The 14,049-nt window shown below is 71.3% G+C and carries 14 protein-coding genes and 1 pseudogene; 9 read left to right on the forward strand and 6 right to left on the reverse strand.

Features of this window, described 5'->3' with window-relative positions; translation table 11 throughout:
- Positions 1 to 146 precede the first annotated feature (146 nt).
- Positions 147 to 1,274, reverse strand: a complete 1,128-nt coding sequence (locus ACIP82_RS25480; protein ID WP_363615024.1) for a HoxN/HupN/NixA family nickel/cobalt transporter — start codon at positions 1,272 to 1,274, stop codon at positions 147 to 149.
- A 262-nt stretch (positions 1,275 to 1,536) separates the two neighbouring features.
- On the opposite strand from ACIP82_RS25480, the pseudogene ACIP82_RS25485 reads away from it, so the two are divergent.
- The 6 genes and pseudogenes from ACIP82_RS25485 to ACIP82_RS25510 all read left to right on the forward strand — a co-directional run.
- Positions 1,537 to 2,487: pseudogene (locus ACIP82_RS25485) on the forward strand (hydrolase); the annotation flags it as partial.
- Positions 2,488 to 2,686: 199 nt separating this feature from the next.
- Positions 2,687 to 4,621, forward strand: a complete 1,935-nt coding sequence (locus ACIP82_RS25490) for a CocE/NonD family hydrolase (RefSeq protein WP_400656531.1) — start codon at positions 2,687 to 2,689, stop codon at positions 4,619 to 4,621.
- 89 nt (positions 4,622 to 4,710) lie between these two features.
- Positions 4,711 to 5,010, forward strand: coding sequence for a hypothetical protein (locus tag ACIP82_RS25495; RefSeq protein ID WP_400656533.1), 300 nt, complete (start codon positions 4,711 to 4,713; stop codon positions 5,008 to 5,010).
- A 57-nt stretch (positions 5,011 to 5,067) separates the two neighbouring features.
- The gene (locus ACIP82_RS25500; protein ID WP_400656535.1) at positions 5,068 to 5,361 is read left to right on the forward strand and encodes a type II toxin-antitoxin system PemK/MazF family toxin; all 294 of its coding nucleotides are present in this window, start codon (positions 5,068 to 5,070) and stop codon (positions 5,359 to 5,361) included.
- A gap of 316 nt (positions 5,362 to 5,677) precedes the next feature.
- On the forward strand, positions 5,678 to 6,811 hold the full coding sequence (locus tag ACIP82_RS25505) for a hypothetical protein (protein ID WP_400656537.1): 1,134 nt from the start codon (positions 5,678 to 5,680) through the stop codon (positions 6,809 to 6,811).
- 107 nt (positions 6,812 to 6,918) lie between these two features.
- On the forward strand, positions 6,919 to 7,617 hold the full coding sequence (locus ACIP82_RS25510) for an aspartate/glutamate racemase family protein (protein ID WP_363615011.1): 699 nt from the start codon (positions 6,919 to 6,921) through the stop codon (positions 7,615 to 7,617).
- Positions 7,618 to 7,966: 349 nt separating this feature from the next.
- Here the strand turns inward: ACIP82_RS25510 and ACIP82_RS25515 are convergent, their stop codons facing one another.
- Together ACIP82_RS25515 and ACIP82_RS25520 are read right to left on the reverse strand one after the other, a co-directional pair.
- Positions 7,967 to 8,416 (reverse strand): nitroreductase/quinone reductase family protein, encoded by a 450-nt coding sequence (locus ACIP82_RS25515; protein WP_400656541.1) that lies wholly within the window; start codon positions 8,414 to 8,416, stop codon positions 7,967 to 7,969.
- A gap of 152 nt (positions 8,417 to 8,568) precedes the next feature.
- A complete protein-coding gene (locus ACIP82_RS25520; protein WP_363615007.1) occupies positions 8,569 to 9,027 on the reverse strand; it encodes a hypothetical protein in 459 nt (152 codons plus the stop codon).
- A gap of 145 nt (positions 9,028 to 9,172) precedes the next feature.
- Here ACIP82_RS25520 and ACIP82_RS25525 point away from each other — a divergent pair, with 145 nt between their 5' ends.
- Entirely contained in the window at positions 9,173 to 9,625 is a 453-nt protein-coding gene (locus ACIP82_RS25525) for a hypothetical protein (protein WP_400656543.1), read from the forward strand.
- A gap of 156 nt (positions 9,626 to 9,781) precedes the next feature.
- Here the strand turns inward: ACIP82_RS25525 and ACIP82_RS25530 are convergent, their stop codons facing one another.
- A complete protein-coding gene (locus ACIP82_RS25530) occupies positions 9,782 to 10,672 on the reverse strand; it encodes an aminoglycoside phosphotransferase family protein (RefSeq protein WP_400656546.1) in 891 nt (296 codons plus the stop codon).
- Positions 10,673 to 10,833: 161 nt separating this feature from the next.
- Positions 10,834 to 11,268 (reverse strand): VOC family protein, encoded by a 435-nt coding sequence (locus ACIP82_RS25535; protein WP_363615001.1) that lies wholly within the window; start codon positions 11,266 to 11,268, stop codon positions 10,834 to 10,836.
- A gap of 169 nt (positions 11,269 to 11,437) precedes the next feature.
- Between ACIP82_RS25535 and ACIP82_RS25540 the strand changes: the two genes are divergently transcribed.
- Positions 11,438 to 12,382 carry a radical SAM/SPASM domain-containing protein gene (locus tag ACIP82_RS25540; protein WP_363614999.1) on the forward strand — a complete coding sequence of 315 codons (945 nt, stop codon included), beginning with the start codon at positions 11,438 to 11,440 and terminating at the stop codon, positions 12,380 to 12,382.
- 203 nt (positions 12,383 to 12,585) lie between these two features.
- Here ACIP82_RS25540 and ACIP82_RS25545 read toward each other — a convergent pair whose 3' ends face one another.
- The gene (locus ACIP82_RS25545; protein WP_400656549.1) at positions 12,586 to 13,161 is read right to left on the reverse strand and encodes a TetR/AcrR family transcriptional regulator; all 576 of its coding nucleotides are present in this window, start codon (positions 13,159 to 13,161) and stop codon (positions 12,586 to 12,588) included.
- A 68-nt stretch (positions 13,162 to 13,229) separates the two neighbouring features.
- On the opposite strand from ACIP82_RS25545, the gene ACIP82_RS25550 reads away from it, so the two are divergent.
- Positions 13,230 to 13,817 (forward strand): dihydrofolate reductase family protein, encoded by a 588-nt coding sequence (locus tag ACIP82_RS25550; RefSeq protein WP_400656552.1) that lies wholly within the window; start codon positions 13,230 to 13,232, stop codon positions 13,815 to 13,817.
- Positions 13,818 to 14,049: the final 232 nt, after the last annotated feature.

The raw sequence follows: 14,049 nt of genomic DNA on the forward strand, positions 1-14,049 counted from the left end.
TGGGCCGCCGGGGGGCCACCCCCCCCCCTCGTGGCTCTCCCCGGGGCGGCGCCCGCCCCCGCCGGGCGCCGGCCCCGGGTGGGGGGGCCGGGCCGGGGGGGCGGGGGGCCCCCCCCGGGGCCCCCCCGGCCCTCGGCCGTCTGCGGCTACTCGCGCTCGGCGGTGGTGGACCCGGTCGCCAGGCCGGCCGACCACTTCTCCTCGACCCGGCCGAACTTCCAGTACCCGATCGCCGCCACCCAGGTCAGCACGAACAGGCCGACGATGGCGTAGCCGACGAAGTTGAGGTCCAGCTCGCCGATCCAGGCGATCGGCCCGCTGGTGATGTCCAGCTTCTCGCCGAGCAGCCCGAGCAGTTCGATCGAGCCGATCACCAGCGCGACCAGCACGGACAGGCCGGTGACGGTCAGGTTGTAGTAGATCTTGCGGACGGGCTTGGAGAACGCCCACTCGTAGGCGAAGTTCATGAACGAACCGTCGATGGTGTCCAGCAGGCTCATCCCGGCCGCGAACAGCACCGGCAGCACCAGCAGGGCGTACCAGGGCAGTTGGAACGCGGCCGCGCCGCCGGCCAGGACCAGCAGGGACACCTCGGTGGCGGTGTCGAAGCCCAGGCCGAACAGCAGACCGACCGGGTACATGTGCCAGGGCTTGGTGACGGCCCTGGTGACCCGGCCCAGGATGCGGTTCATGAAGCCGCGCTTGTCGAGCTGCGCCTCCAGCTCGGCCTCGTCGAACTCGCCCTGACGCATCTTGCGGAACACCTTGAGGATGCCGTTGAAGGCACCCAGGTTGATCAGACCGATGAGCAGCAGGAACGTCCCGGAGACGGAGACGCCGATCAGGCCGGTGGTCTCGTGCAGGGTGGAGTCGTCCGACTCCACCTGCCCGGCGAGGGACTGGATGCCGAAGGCGAGCAGCGCGCAGAGGCCGAAGACGATCGAGGAGTGGCCCAGCGAGAACCAGAAGCCGACCGAGAGCGGCCGCTTGCCCTGGCCCATCAGCTTGCGGGTGGTGTTGTCGATGGCGGCGATGTGGTCCGCGTCGAAGGCGTGCCGCATGCCGAGGGTGTAGGCGGTGAGGCCCATACCGGCGCCGAAGACCTGGCCGCCGACGTCGTAGTGCTCGGGCGCGATGACCGCGAGCAGGGTGAACCAGCCGATCACGTGCAGCGCGAGGATGAAGCCGCCCATGCCGGCCAGGCGGACCCACTCATCGCGGGTGAGCCGGTCGCGCCATCTGACGGCGGTGGCACCTGCGGCGGGGCTGGACATCGTGTCGTCCTTTCGGGGGGGGTGACGACGGAGCTGGGCCATCTTTCCCCCGGCGGGGAAGTACTTGCAAGTCATGTGCAATTACGGATTGGCGGCGATCGGGCACGGAGCGTGTGAAGGGCCGTCCCGGCGATCGCCATGCACCGTACAAATCCTTGTAACCTCCGGAGGCTTTCGGCGGCCCCGCCACGCGCGGATACTCACGTTCTACGCGCGAATACTTCGGGCGCCGACACCTCAACTCACCACGGAGGAACGGCATATGATCCGCATTCGAACCGCTGCGGCACTGGCCGCCGCGGCGCTGCTCGCGGCCGGCCTCACCGGTATCGCCCCCAGCGCCTCGGCCACTCCCGCTCCCCAGGCCACCGCTCCCCGGGCTGCCGGGACCCAGCACCGGGTGCTGTTCGACAACAGCAAGGCCGAGACCGCCGGCAACGCCGACTGGATCATCAGCACCAGCCAGCCCGACCCGCTGGCCCAGAACGCCGGCCCCACCTCCGAGAAGAGCTGGACCGGCGCCCTCTCCGCCTGGGGCGTCGCCCTCCAGAAGACCGGCCAGTACAGCCTCAAGACCCTCCCCGCCGGCTCCACCATCAGCTACGGCACCGGCGCCGCACTCGACCTCGCCAACTTCGACACCTTCGTCGTCCCCGAGCCCAACATCCGGTTCAGCGCCGCCGAGAAGACCGCCCTGCTGCGCTTCGTCCAGAACGGCGGCGGGCTCTTCCTCATCTCCGACCACACCCAGAGCGACCGCAACAACGACGGCTGGGACTCCCCCGCGATCATCAACGACCTGCTGACCGACAACGGGGTGAACAACAACGACCCCTTCGGGTTCTCGGTCGACCTCAAGAACATCACCACCGACAACCCGCGCGCGGTCAACGACGCCACCGACCCGGTGCTGCACGGCGCCTTCGGCACCGTCACCGGCTCGATCCTGCGCAACGGCACCACGTTCACGCTCAAGCCCGCCGACAACCCGTCGGTCAAGGGCCTGCTCTACCGCACCGGCTACAGCGGCACCACCGGCGCGTTCTTCGTCACCAGCACCTTCGGCAGCGGCCGGGTCGCGATCTGGGGCGACAGCTCCCCCGTCGACGACGGCACCGGCCAGCCGGGCAACACCCTCTTCAACGGCTGGGACGACCCGGCGGGCACCGACGCCGCCCTCGCCCTCAACGCCACGGCCTGGCTCGCCAAGGCCTAGGGCCCGCTCCCGGCGCCCGCCGGGAAGGCTCACCAGGAAATCGGCGGCCTCGTCGCCTACTGTCGGAATGCTGACGCCCGCGGTGCGGGCGGGCCCACCACCCGCCCGCACCACGGGGCGCCGACCGGGAGCCGCCGGGAGCCGCCGCGACGCACCGGGAAGCCCTGGGAAGCCCTGGGAATCGCTGGGAGCCGCCATGCCTTCGCCCCTTCCCCCCGCCGCCGGCCGGTCGCACCCCCGGCCCATCACCCGCGAGGACCTGCGCATCCCGCTGTCCGACGGCACCGAGCTGTACGCCCGGGTCTGGCGCCCGCTGGACGACGCGCCCGTCCCCGTGCTGCTGGAGTACTCCGCCGGCCGCCTCACCGACTGGACGGCCGCCGAGGACTCCCGCCGCCACCCCTGGTACGCGGGCCACGGCTACGCCTCCGTCCGCGTCGACCTCCGCGGCCACGGCAACTCCGGCGGCCTGCCCGGGGACGAACACTCCGAGGCGGCGCTCGCCGACGGCGTCGAGGTGATCCGCCTGCTCGCCGCACGGCCGTGGTGCAGCGGCCGCGTCGGCCTGTTCGGCCACGGCCGGGCCGGCACCACCGCCCTGCGGCTGGCCGCCCTCGCCCCGGACGCCGTGCGGGCCGTCGTCACCGCCTGCCCCGACGGCGGACACCGCCTCGGCGGCGCCGTCCTCGCCGCCGGCCTGCACGCCCGCCTCACCGCCCTGCTCGCGGGCGCGGCCCGGCCGCCCGACCCTCGCTACGTCGGCGACGGCTGGCGGGCGATGTGGCTCGCGCGGCTGAACGCCCTGGAGCCGCCCGTCGAGGCCTGGCTCGCGCCGCGGGGGCCGGACGAACCGGCCCGCCTCACCGCCGCCGTCCCCACCCTCGCCGTCGCGGGCTGGGACGACCCGTCCTGCTCCCTGGTGCTGCGCCTGCTCGACGAGTCCGCCGCCCCGGTCCCCGTCCGGGCCCTGGTCGGCCCCTGGCCGCACGGGCTGCCCGACGACGCCCTCCCGGACACGCTGCGCTGGTGGGACCACTGGCTGAAGGACATCGACACCGGCATCCTCGCAGGCCCCGCCCTGCGCAGCTGGATCAGCACCCGCTGGGCCGGCGACGACCTCTGGCCCTCCCCCGACGTCCGCGACATCCACTACGGCCTCGACGGACCGCTGCGCGCCGCCGGCACGGCGTCCGACGACCGCTTCGTCCGGGTCCGGTCGCCCCAGCACACCGGCCTGAACGCCGGGGCGTACATCCCGCTCGGGCGTCCCGCCGACCGGCCGTCCGACCAGCGCGAGGAGGACGGGCGCTCGGTCTGCTTCGACTCCCAGCCGCTGCCGGAGCCGCTGGAACTCCTCGGTCTGCCGTCCCTGCGGCTGCGGCTGCGCCCGGGCGAGGCGAGGCCGGGCGGCGGCCTGATCGTCGCCCGGCTCTGCGACGTGACCCCGGACGGCACCTCCACCCTGCTCAGCCGGGGCGTCCTGGCGCTCCCCCCGTCCGCCGACGTGCCGGCCGGTGCTCCCGCGGACGCCACCGTGGAACTCTCCGCCACCGGCCACACCGTCCCGGCCGGCCACCGCCTCCGGCTCGCCCTCTCCTCCGCCTACTGGCCGTGGATCTGGCCCACCCCCGGGGCGACGGGCTTCGACCTCGACCCCTCCCGCAGCACCCTCACCCTCCCCGTCCGCCACCTCGCCGCCGACGCGGGCGCCGCCCCCCTCACCGTCGAGCGCCCCGCCCTCCCCGACCCGATCCACCTCCACGTCACCGAGCCGCTCACCGCCCGCCCCGAACGCCTCGCCCTCCACGACATCGGCCGCCACGAATGGCGCGTCGAACTCTCCCCCGCCACCGACGGCACCCGCACCCACCCCGACGGCCTGGTCCGCGACGAGCACAGCGTCACCGCCTACCGAGTCCTCACCGCCGCCCCCCTGAGCGCCCAGGCCCGCACCGACCACAGCGTCCGCCTGGAACGCCCCGACATCGGCTGGGACACCACCGTCCAGACCCGTACCGAACTCCGCTGCGACGCCACCCACTTCATCGTCCACTGCCATGTCAGCGCCTTCGAAGCCGGCGGCCTGCTCTTCACCCGCGACTGGCACCACCGCATCCCCCGCGAGGGCTGAAAGATCACGGAAGATCCCGGTCCGACGACTGCCGCAGCCATGCTGCTTGCCTTGCCGCTTACCACGCAGCACAGACTGCCGCACGACATGTGACCAAGGTGAGGATCCGCAAGAGCGTCCCGTTGACCGACGAGGACCAGGTCCACCTCCAGCAGCTGCGCACGCCGGGCACGCCCGAACACGAGGCACTCAGCCAAGTGACCGGGATGCTGCTGCCCGACGACGCCTCCGAGGCGGAGACCCCGCACGCCCTCCTCCTGACCGGGCGGGCTGCCGTCACCGAGCAGGTCATGATCGGCGGATATGCCGCCCTGGCAGCGGCCGAGGACAACGAGGACCGCGCCGACCGCCGAGCCGTGCGCACCCGCGCGGCCCACCGGGGGGACTGAGTCACTGTGGGTTCAGAGATCGCGTCCCCGTGCCAGGCCGGGTCTAGCCGGGTCTACATGGCCGACATCGGCACAGGCCGGAAGCCCTGGCTCGTCGTTTCCGACAACGCCCGCAACCGTGCGCTGTCGGACTGCCTCGCCGTTCGACTGACCGCGAGCGTCAAGCCCGACCTGCCCAGCATCGTCCGGCTCACGGCGGCCGACCCGCTGGTCGGCCACGTCCTGTGCGACGACACCGCGTTGCTCCACCGCAGCGACCTCGAAGAGGACCGAGGCGCCCTCTCACCCTCGACGATGATGAAGGTGGCCGCCGGCCTCCGCGCCGCTCTCGCCCATGAGCGGGCCTCCTGATCCCGCACAGCGCGCCCCCACCAGGGCCGGCCCCGTCGGCCCCGGGCCGCTCCGGGCTGTGGCCCGGGGTGGCCGGGCGGGCTCCGTCTGAAGCTTTCGGTCCCCTCGCGGCAAAACCTTCACCGCGGCCATAAGCCGCACACCGTGGCCGTATTGCGCGAGGCCGCACGTGCACGATCGCAATGGGCCGCGGGCCGGTGGGCCGAGAGCGAATCCAACCCCTGCGGACTGTCGGACCGGTCACAATCGACGCGGCACCCCGGCCGGTCGGCAGCTGGCCGAAAAAGATCATTCACCCAGGCCGTACCGCCCGCCCGTGCTGGCCGAAATCTTTCCCTTCCAGGCGCCGCACGGCCGTGATATCAATTGGGCCGCCAGGCCGACTGTGCAGAGGTCGATCCGCCGCCGGGCCGGGAATCGGATTCCGGGGCGTCGTCTCTCCAGCTTCCGCAGCGGACGGCCGCGCCGGCGTGCCTGGGCCAACTCGACGATGAAGCAGCTCGCCAGCATGCCCAGGGGCCTCTCCAGCGACTCCGACCTGATTGTCCTCCCCTACCTGGGGGAGATCGTGGAATTCGCCGACCGGCTTTCCGCCAATCCCGGAGACAAGAGGACAGAAGCCCTCCTGAGAGACCGGGTGAGCACACTTCGCGACTGTTTCGAAGGATACCGTGCGCAGGCGTCCGCAATGGTGGGGAGTCTCCAGGGCCAGGCCGGGATCTTCGCAGCCGATGCGGGCACACTGACGGGTATCACGGACAAAGCCGTCAGGACCCAGGGGACGGACCGGGCCAAGGTTACGTCCCTGAACAGCAATATCACCGCACTTGAGGGTGAAATTTCAGGCCAGGTGGCGCCCATCGTCGGCGGATCACTCGGCACGCTCGGCGGCATCCTCATGGGCGTGCTGGCAATCGCCCTCGCCCCGGCCACCGGCGGTATGAGCCTTTTCCTTCTGACACCCGCTGTTGCCGCGGTCGGGGGCTCAGTGACGATCGTCACGCTCGCCTCGATAAAGATCACCGAGCTCAAAGGCCAGATCGAGGCCCTGCGCGGGCAGATCAACGAGTTCAACGACGACATCGTCACCCTTCAGAAAGCGGCCCAGAACGCCAATCAGTTTGCGGCCGAACTCGGCTCGCTGACGAGCCCGCTCGACGTGGTGACCAAGCCTTGGCTGTCCGCACGCGAATACTTCACGCACGTGGAGGGAGATCTCGACGCGGCGAGGACATCACAGGACTGGGCCCAGCTCCACCGGGAATTCACCCAGACCAGGCAGGAATGGCAGACCTGGGTCCAGACCTTCAGGAGCATGGAGTTCGACGTGAAGGTGGCCCCTGACGCGCACCTCACTCTCGGAATGAGCGAGGCGCAGATCGGATCCGCGGTGTCCGCCTCCCGACAAATCAGCTCCATCGAATACCTGGAGCGGATGGGATCGTTCTAGCCCCGATCGTGCATGACGGCTCGCCGGCTTTGTTGGCGAGCCGCTCCTGCGACCCCGCGCCACCGCAGCTTTGCCCTCAGCGCATTTCGCGGGTTATACATGACCCCATGAGGACACTGGGCCTGATCGGTGGCATGAGCTGGGAGTCCACCGCCGAGTACTACCGGCGGCTGAACGAGCTGACCCGCGAGCGCCTCGGCGGCCTGCACTCCGCCCAACTGGTGCTGTACTCGGTGGACTTCGCCGCCATCGAGCAGCTCCAGGCCGAGGGCCGCTGGACGGAGGCGGGCGAGATCCTCGCCGGGGCCGCCCGGTCCCTGGAGGCGGCCGGCGCCGAGTTGCTGCTGATCTGCACCAACACCATGCACCGGGTGGCCGACCAGGTGGCGGCGGCGGTGTCGGTCCCCCTGCTGCACCTGGCCGACGCGACCGCCGGCGCCGTCCGGTCGGCGGGGCTGCGCCGGATCGGCCTGCTGGGCACGGCGTTCACCATGGAGCAGGACTTCTACCGGGGCCGCCTCGAAGCGAACGGCCTCGACGTCGTCGTCCCCGACGCGGCCGGCCGCGCCCTGGTGCACCGGGTCATCTACGAGGAGCTGTGCCTCGGCATCGTCCGGGAGGAGTCCCGCGCGGCCTACCGCCGGGTGATCGAAGAACTGGTCGCCGCCGGCGCCGAGGGCGTGATCCTGGGGTGCACCGAGATCGAGCTGCTGATCGGTCCGCAGGACAGCCCCGTCCCGGTCTTCCCGACGGCCCGCCTCCACGCCGAGGCCGCCATCGACGCGGCCCTGGCGGACGAGGACTGACGCACCCCACCGGACCGTCCCGCTGCCCTTGACCCTCCAGAGGCAGTGCCGCGGCCGGGCCCCGATCGCCGGGTGGCGCCACCGCGGTCGCCCTGCTGGCCGGTTCGGCGCTGAGCCACGCACGTCCTCGTCGACCTGCGGACGACGGGTACGTCGATGCCGCCCGAGCAGGTGGGCGTGCTGCTGGACGGCCACGCGGCGCTGCGCCGATTCACCGCGGGGGGCGTCTGCGGATGGAGGCGCGCTCGCACGAGAACACCCACGCCGCGGCCTCGGCCATGGTGGAGGCTCTGGCCCAGTCCCACCTGCGGCTGCTGGACCCGGCGTAGGCGCCGTCGCCCGTTCCGGCTCAGTCCGTGTTCGTGTCCGTGGCCGTCTCCGTCTCCGTGTCCGGGCTCCGGGCGATGGTCAGCACCGGGATGCGACGCCCAGTGCTGGCCCTGAACTCGGCGAACCTGGACCGGCGGGCCTCCGCCAGCGCGTAGAGCCGGTCGTGCTCGGCGTCGTCCATGACCGGTGCGGCCGTCGCCCGGTAGGTCTCGTGGCCGGTCTCGACGATGAGTTCGGGCTGGGCGACCAGGTTGTGGTACCAGTCCGGGTGCCGGTCGGACCCTCCGTTGGAGGCGATGACGAAGAGCCGGTCGCCATCGGTGAAGCAGGCGAGCGGAGTGGTGTGCGACGCGCCGGTCCGCGCACCGGTGGTGGTGAGCAGGACCATGTCCAGCCCCGTGAAGCGGCCGCCGACCTTCCCCCCGTTGGCCCTGAACTCTTCGATGACAGCGGCGTTCTCGTACCTCATGGCGTGAGCGTCTCCCTGAGTCGGTACATGTCGAGGGAGCAGCAGAGTAGTACGCCGCCGGCAGCGGGGGCCGGGGGGAAGGAGCGTGTCGTCGGGCTACCGCCGGATGGAGGGACACCACGCCGCGGCTCCGGCCGCCCCGCCCCCTGCCGCTACTCCGCCGCCGTGGTCAGCGTCAGGGCCGCCTCCCGCACCTCGGGGTGGGGGTGGCGGCGGAGGACGCGGAGGAGGGTGCGCCACTCCGGCAGCCGGAGCGAGGACTTCAGCGCATGGCCGCGGACGGCACCATCGGGGTCCGCGAGCCGCGCCTCCAGGAAGGGGACGTTCCCTCCGATGGCCGCGGCGAAGGCGGCGAGCCTGCGTCCGTACAGTCCGCGGGTCTCCAACTCGCCGAGCAGCGGCCGGAGTCGGCCCATGTCACCGTCATTCCGGGCCAGGCCCTGCACCCACGTGGCGAGCGCGCGCATCCGGGCGGGGTGGGCGAGCGGGTCGAGGGCGGTGAAGAGGTGGTCGACGGCTTCACGGGGGTCTTGGGACTCGACGGGCCGGCAGTCAGCCGGGTCGGCGGGCTCACCGGCCGATGAGATCCGGACGACGGAGACCGGGAGCATTCCCCCTGCGAGCCGCTTCGGCCTTGTCCGGGTGCGGATGGCACGCCAGTCGATCCTCACCCGCCCCCCAAGGTGCCGGCCGGTGTGCCGCTACGTGTGCCGCTACGAACCGTGACCCGCCCGCCGCCGGGCCGTTAGGCAGGTCATGAACGTTCGACGTCTGATCAGTGTCCTCGGTGCCCTCGTCGCCTCCGCCCTGCTGTCGGCGGCCGTACCGGCGTCGTCCCACGCCGCCGCGGCCGGGCCGGTTTCGCCGGCCACCCCCGCCGTCGCCGGCACCGGGAAGGCCGTGGCGGCGCCCGGTGCGCGTGCACTGGCGGAGCACCGAAACCCCAAGACGATCAAGCCGGCCGCCTACAACCAGGCCCGGAGCATCCTGGCCAACGCCGGAAGCCAGACGGCGGCCAAGTCGCACCCCGTCCACGGGAAGGACGACGTGCCGGTCAGCTACGGGACCAGCCTGCTCGCCGCGGCGCGCGACGAGTTCCGGCAGACCGACCGGAACCTTCCCGCGAAGGACAAGAAGTCCGACATGTCGATCCCGCACTACAACGCGATCCACTCCGCGGCGAACACGATGGGCATCGACCGCTGGTGACCCGGGCGTGACCCCCGTGAAGCGGTGCGTGGGGCCGCTGCCCCACGCACGACTTCACCAACTCCGTGATTCCCGGGCCGGCCCGTCCCGCACCGGTGTCACCGGCGTCACCGGCCGGGAACTGTCGGAGCGCCCTGCCCAGTTGTGACACAGCCCTCAGCCGGCTGCGAGAACCCGGGCGAGCGCCGCCCGGCCCGCGCGCCCCCACGTCGGCTGGCCGCCCGGGAGCCCGCGCTCCCAGGCTCGGCCGATGCCGATGAGGGAGACGGCGCGCAGGACGGCCCACCCCCGTGCGCGCCGGATCATCGTCTCGTCCACGTCGGCGTACGCGTCGAAGAACCGTGGAGCCGCGCCTGCGGGAAGGAGCAACCAAGCGGCCGCGAGATCCGTGGCCGGATCGCCGACGCAGAGGTCACCGAAGTCGATCACACCGGAGAGCGTCCCGTCCGAGATGACGACGTTCGCGGGGTGCAGGTCTCCGTGGAGCCACACCGGCCGGTCTTCCCACGCGGGCGCCGAGACGGCCTCGTCCCAGACCTCCCGGACGTCAGTGGCGACGTCACTGGAGGCAATGACGTGGACTTTCTCGTCGAATTCGCGCGTGCGCGTCCTGAGCGGGACGCCGCGGGTCGAACCGGCCGGCGCCCCGGCGGGCGCATTCCGGTGGAGCGCCCTGAGGAAACGCGCCAACGTGGCGGCTGCATGGTCGTCGCGGGTGATCGGGGCGCGGTCGCCCGGTTCGCCGGGGACCCAGGTCGCGATGGTCCACGGCCTCGGGAAGCGCGAGGACGGTTCACCGGTCCGTACCGGGGTCGGCACCGGGAGCGGAAGGCGCGGGGCCAGGACGGGCAGCCACCGCCACTCCTTGCGCAGGAGATCGGGGGCGCGTGGCGTGCGCGGCATACGTACAGCCAACTCTCCACCGATGCGCCACAGTTGGTTGTCCCATCCGGCGGCCACCGGCCGGAGGTCCAGCCCGGCGAGATCCGGATGCTGCTCACGCAGCAGGGAGCGCACCAACGCCTCGTCGATCTCGAAGTTGCCCATGAACGGAGCCCCCACTCCCTGCGGTGCCGGTACCGGCCATCACGATCTCACCGCGCCGCCCGGTTGCGGGACGGCTTTCGGCTCGACCTTTCGACACAGGCCGGCCCCCTACCTCGGCCGAGCCGTACGGAACGACGAAAGGGCTCGCCCTGGCGGGGCCTTCACGCCGGGGCCGCGGCGACGCAGAACTCGTTGCCCTCCGGGTCGGCCATCACCAGGTGGTGTCCGTCGAACTTCTCCAGGACGCTCCCGCCCGCCTTCACCAGCCGTTCGGACTCCGCCGTGATCCGCGCCCACCGCTCGTCGGGAGTGCCGTGTCCGGGCACCCGGACGTCGAGGTGGAGCCGGTTCTTGGCCGCCTTGGGCTCGGGAACCTTGAGGATGGAGAGCCGGGGGCCGACACCGTCGGGATCGCAGAGCCACGCGCCGTCGTCCTCGGAGTCGTCGTCCGGCAGATCGAACTGTGCGAGCCACTCCTCGCGCGTTGTGAAGGGAGCGGGCGGTGGCTCGTCGATGTAGCCGAGCGCCGTCTTCCAGAACGCGGCGAGGAGCTGCGCGTCCGCGCAGTCGAGTGTCAGATCGATCCGGGCTGCCATGGCCGCACCGTACTGCGCACCTCTGACAGCCGGGCCCATGGCCGGCAGCACGTGCGTCGCGAACCCCTGTCACCCCTCCGGCGTAGGCCGACGGTCCTGGGCGGGCACCCGTCGGCCGGTGGATGCGAGAGTGGCGCCAGAACGGGGAGGAGATGGGCAGGTATTCCGGATGGATCACAACGGCGCGACGCCGAACGGTCTCGACTTCCTCTGGCTCGAACTGACCAACCGCTGCAATCTGCAGTGCGTGCACTGCTACGCGGACTCGCATCCGAACAGCGGATACCGCGACCTCCTGTCCACAGAGCACTACGAGAGAGTCATCGAAGAGGCCTACCGGCTGGGCTGTCGAAAGATCCAGTTCATCGGCGGCGAGCCTCAGTTGAACTCCGACTTCGACCATCTCCTGAGGTTGGCCAAGAAGACCGGGTACGACTTCATCGAGGTCTTTTCCAACCTGACCCGCCTGACCGACGAAACGCTCGACTACGCCGCCGAGAACGACATCCTCTTCGCGACGTCCGTCTACTCCTGCGACCCCGCGGTCCATGACGCCGTGACCAAGGTGAGGACGAGCCACACGCGCACGATCGGCAACCTGAAGAAGCTCATCGGCCACGGCGTCGGGGCCCGGGCCTCGGTCATCGCCATCGATCAGGACGAGGACGATCTCAACCGCACCACGCGGTTCCTCGAGGGGCTGGGTGTCCGCTACGTCAAGGTCGGGCGCATCAGGGAGTTCGGGCGGGCGCAAGAGGTCATGTCGCGGGAATCGCGGCTCTCCGGCCTGTGCGGGCACTGCTGGAAGGGCAAGCTCTGTGTCACTCCCGACGGCACGGTGTACCCGTGCGTCATGGCCAGGCAGTGGCCGGTCGGCAACGTCCTGCACGACACGCTGTCGCAGATCGTGAACGGCGAGCCGCTCGGCCGTATGCGGCAGAGCATCTACGAGCAGGTGTGGCTCGGCCCGTCGCAGTGCTCACCGAACTGTCCGCAGAGCTGCGAGCCGGAGAACTGCCCGGAGGCCCCGTGCGAGCCCGAGATCTGCCCGATGAGCTGCGAGCCCAATGAGCCGTGCGTCCCGGAGGTGGCGCGGCCGCCGGAGGTGCGGTAGACCCCGCGCCGGAAGCCCGGGAAGCACCGCTGCGCCGGAAGTCGGACCGGCCGACTTCCGGCGCGGCCACCGAAGATCTCGACTCCATTCACGTGTGCCGAAGAACGATCGAGTCGGTTCCCGGTCAAGCGGCGATCACATGAGCGGCCGGGAGGTCCTGTCCGGTCGGGCCACCGGGCGGGCGGGGCCGTTTCCGCGGCGCGTCACGGAGCCACGATGCGGTCCACCGCGGCCGTGACGAGCTGTTCGCGCTCGGCCTCCGAGAAGACTCCGGGCAGGGTGAGCTGTTCGACGATCAGCCAGTTGAACGCCAGGTAGAGCAGCCGGACGGCGGTCGCGTCGCCGGGCAGGCCGGCGGCCACGTGGTAGGCCACGTTGGCTTCGAGGTCGGCGCGGACCCGTTCGGTCAGCACGGTGCGGAGACCGGGGCGCCGGGTGGCCTCCAGGCGCAGTTCGAGCAGCGCCAGGTAACCCGTGCGGAAGCCGCTGACCCGCTCGACCAGTTCGCGCATCAGCGTCGCGTACAGCTCCCGGTCCGACGCGCCCGTCCGCTGCCGGTCGATCGTCGCCTGGTCGGGCTGGAGACGTTCGTAGACCCGGGCGCCCGCCTGGGTGAGCAGGTCGTCGCGGTTGGAGAAGTAGTTGGACGCGGTGCCGGCCGGCACGGCGGCCTCGGTGTCGACCGCCCGGAAGGTCAGTCCGCGCGCGCCCTCCCTGGCCAGCACCTCGATCGCGGCGTCGACGAGGGCGGCCCGCCGCTGGTCGTTCCTGCGCGCCATTGACACCACTCCAGTCGTAGTACTACGTTCAAACCACTTCAGACAGAGTACTACCGATGAGGTTGCTGTTGCGAAAGCTCGTGTACTACGTCGCCGTCTCCATCGATGGCTACATCGCCGGCCCCGGCGGAGAGTTCGACTTCTACCCGCTCGGTGACGAGAAGCAGGCCGCCGCCTACACCGAGTGGACCATCGCCCGCCATCCCGAGACCGTCCCCACCTTCATGCGCGCCGCCCACGGCCTCGCCGACGCCCCGAACCGGCGCTTCGACACCGTGCTGATGGGGCTCGGCAGCTACCGCCCCGGCCTCCAGGCGGGCTTCACTAGCCCCTACGCCCACCTGCGCCAGTACGTCGTGTCGAGTACGCTCGCGCCCGACACCGACCCGGACGTCACCGTGGTCGCCGGCGATCCGCTCGCCCTGGTCCGCGACCTCAAGCAGGAGGAGGGCCAGGACATCTGGCTCTGCGGCGGCGGCCTCCTCGCCGGCGCGCTGCTGCCCGAGATCGACGAACTGATCATCAAGAGCTACCCCGTGGTCGCCGGATCGGGGATCCCCGTATTCAACGGGGAGTTCAGCCCCACCCTCTTCGAGGTCATCGACCGCACCTCGTTCGACAACGACGTCACGATCACGCGGTTCGCCCGACGCTAGCGACAGGCGCAGCACCGGCCGGAGGAACCGCGCCGCCCCCGCGATCGCCCCCCCCCCGGGAGGGGACAGCACACGCAGGCCGCCCGGAGCGAGCCCGGGCGGCCTGCGGCCAGTCACTCACCGCCTTGTGACGAACCGTCAGCTGGTGGTGATCGCGGTGTCGTCGATCACGAAGCTGGTCTGCAGCGAGACGTCCTCGGTGCCGGCGAACTTCAGGGTGACCGTCTGGCCC

The organism is Kitasatospora sp. NPDC088548 (genome assembly GCF_044753005.1).
Classification (GTDB): Bacteria; Actinomycetota; Actinomycetes; order Streptomycetales; family Streptomycetaceae; genus Kitasatospora.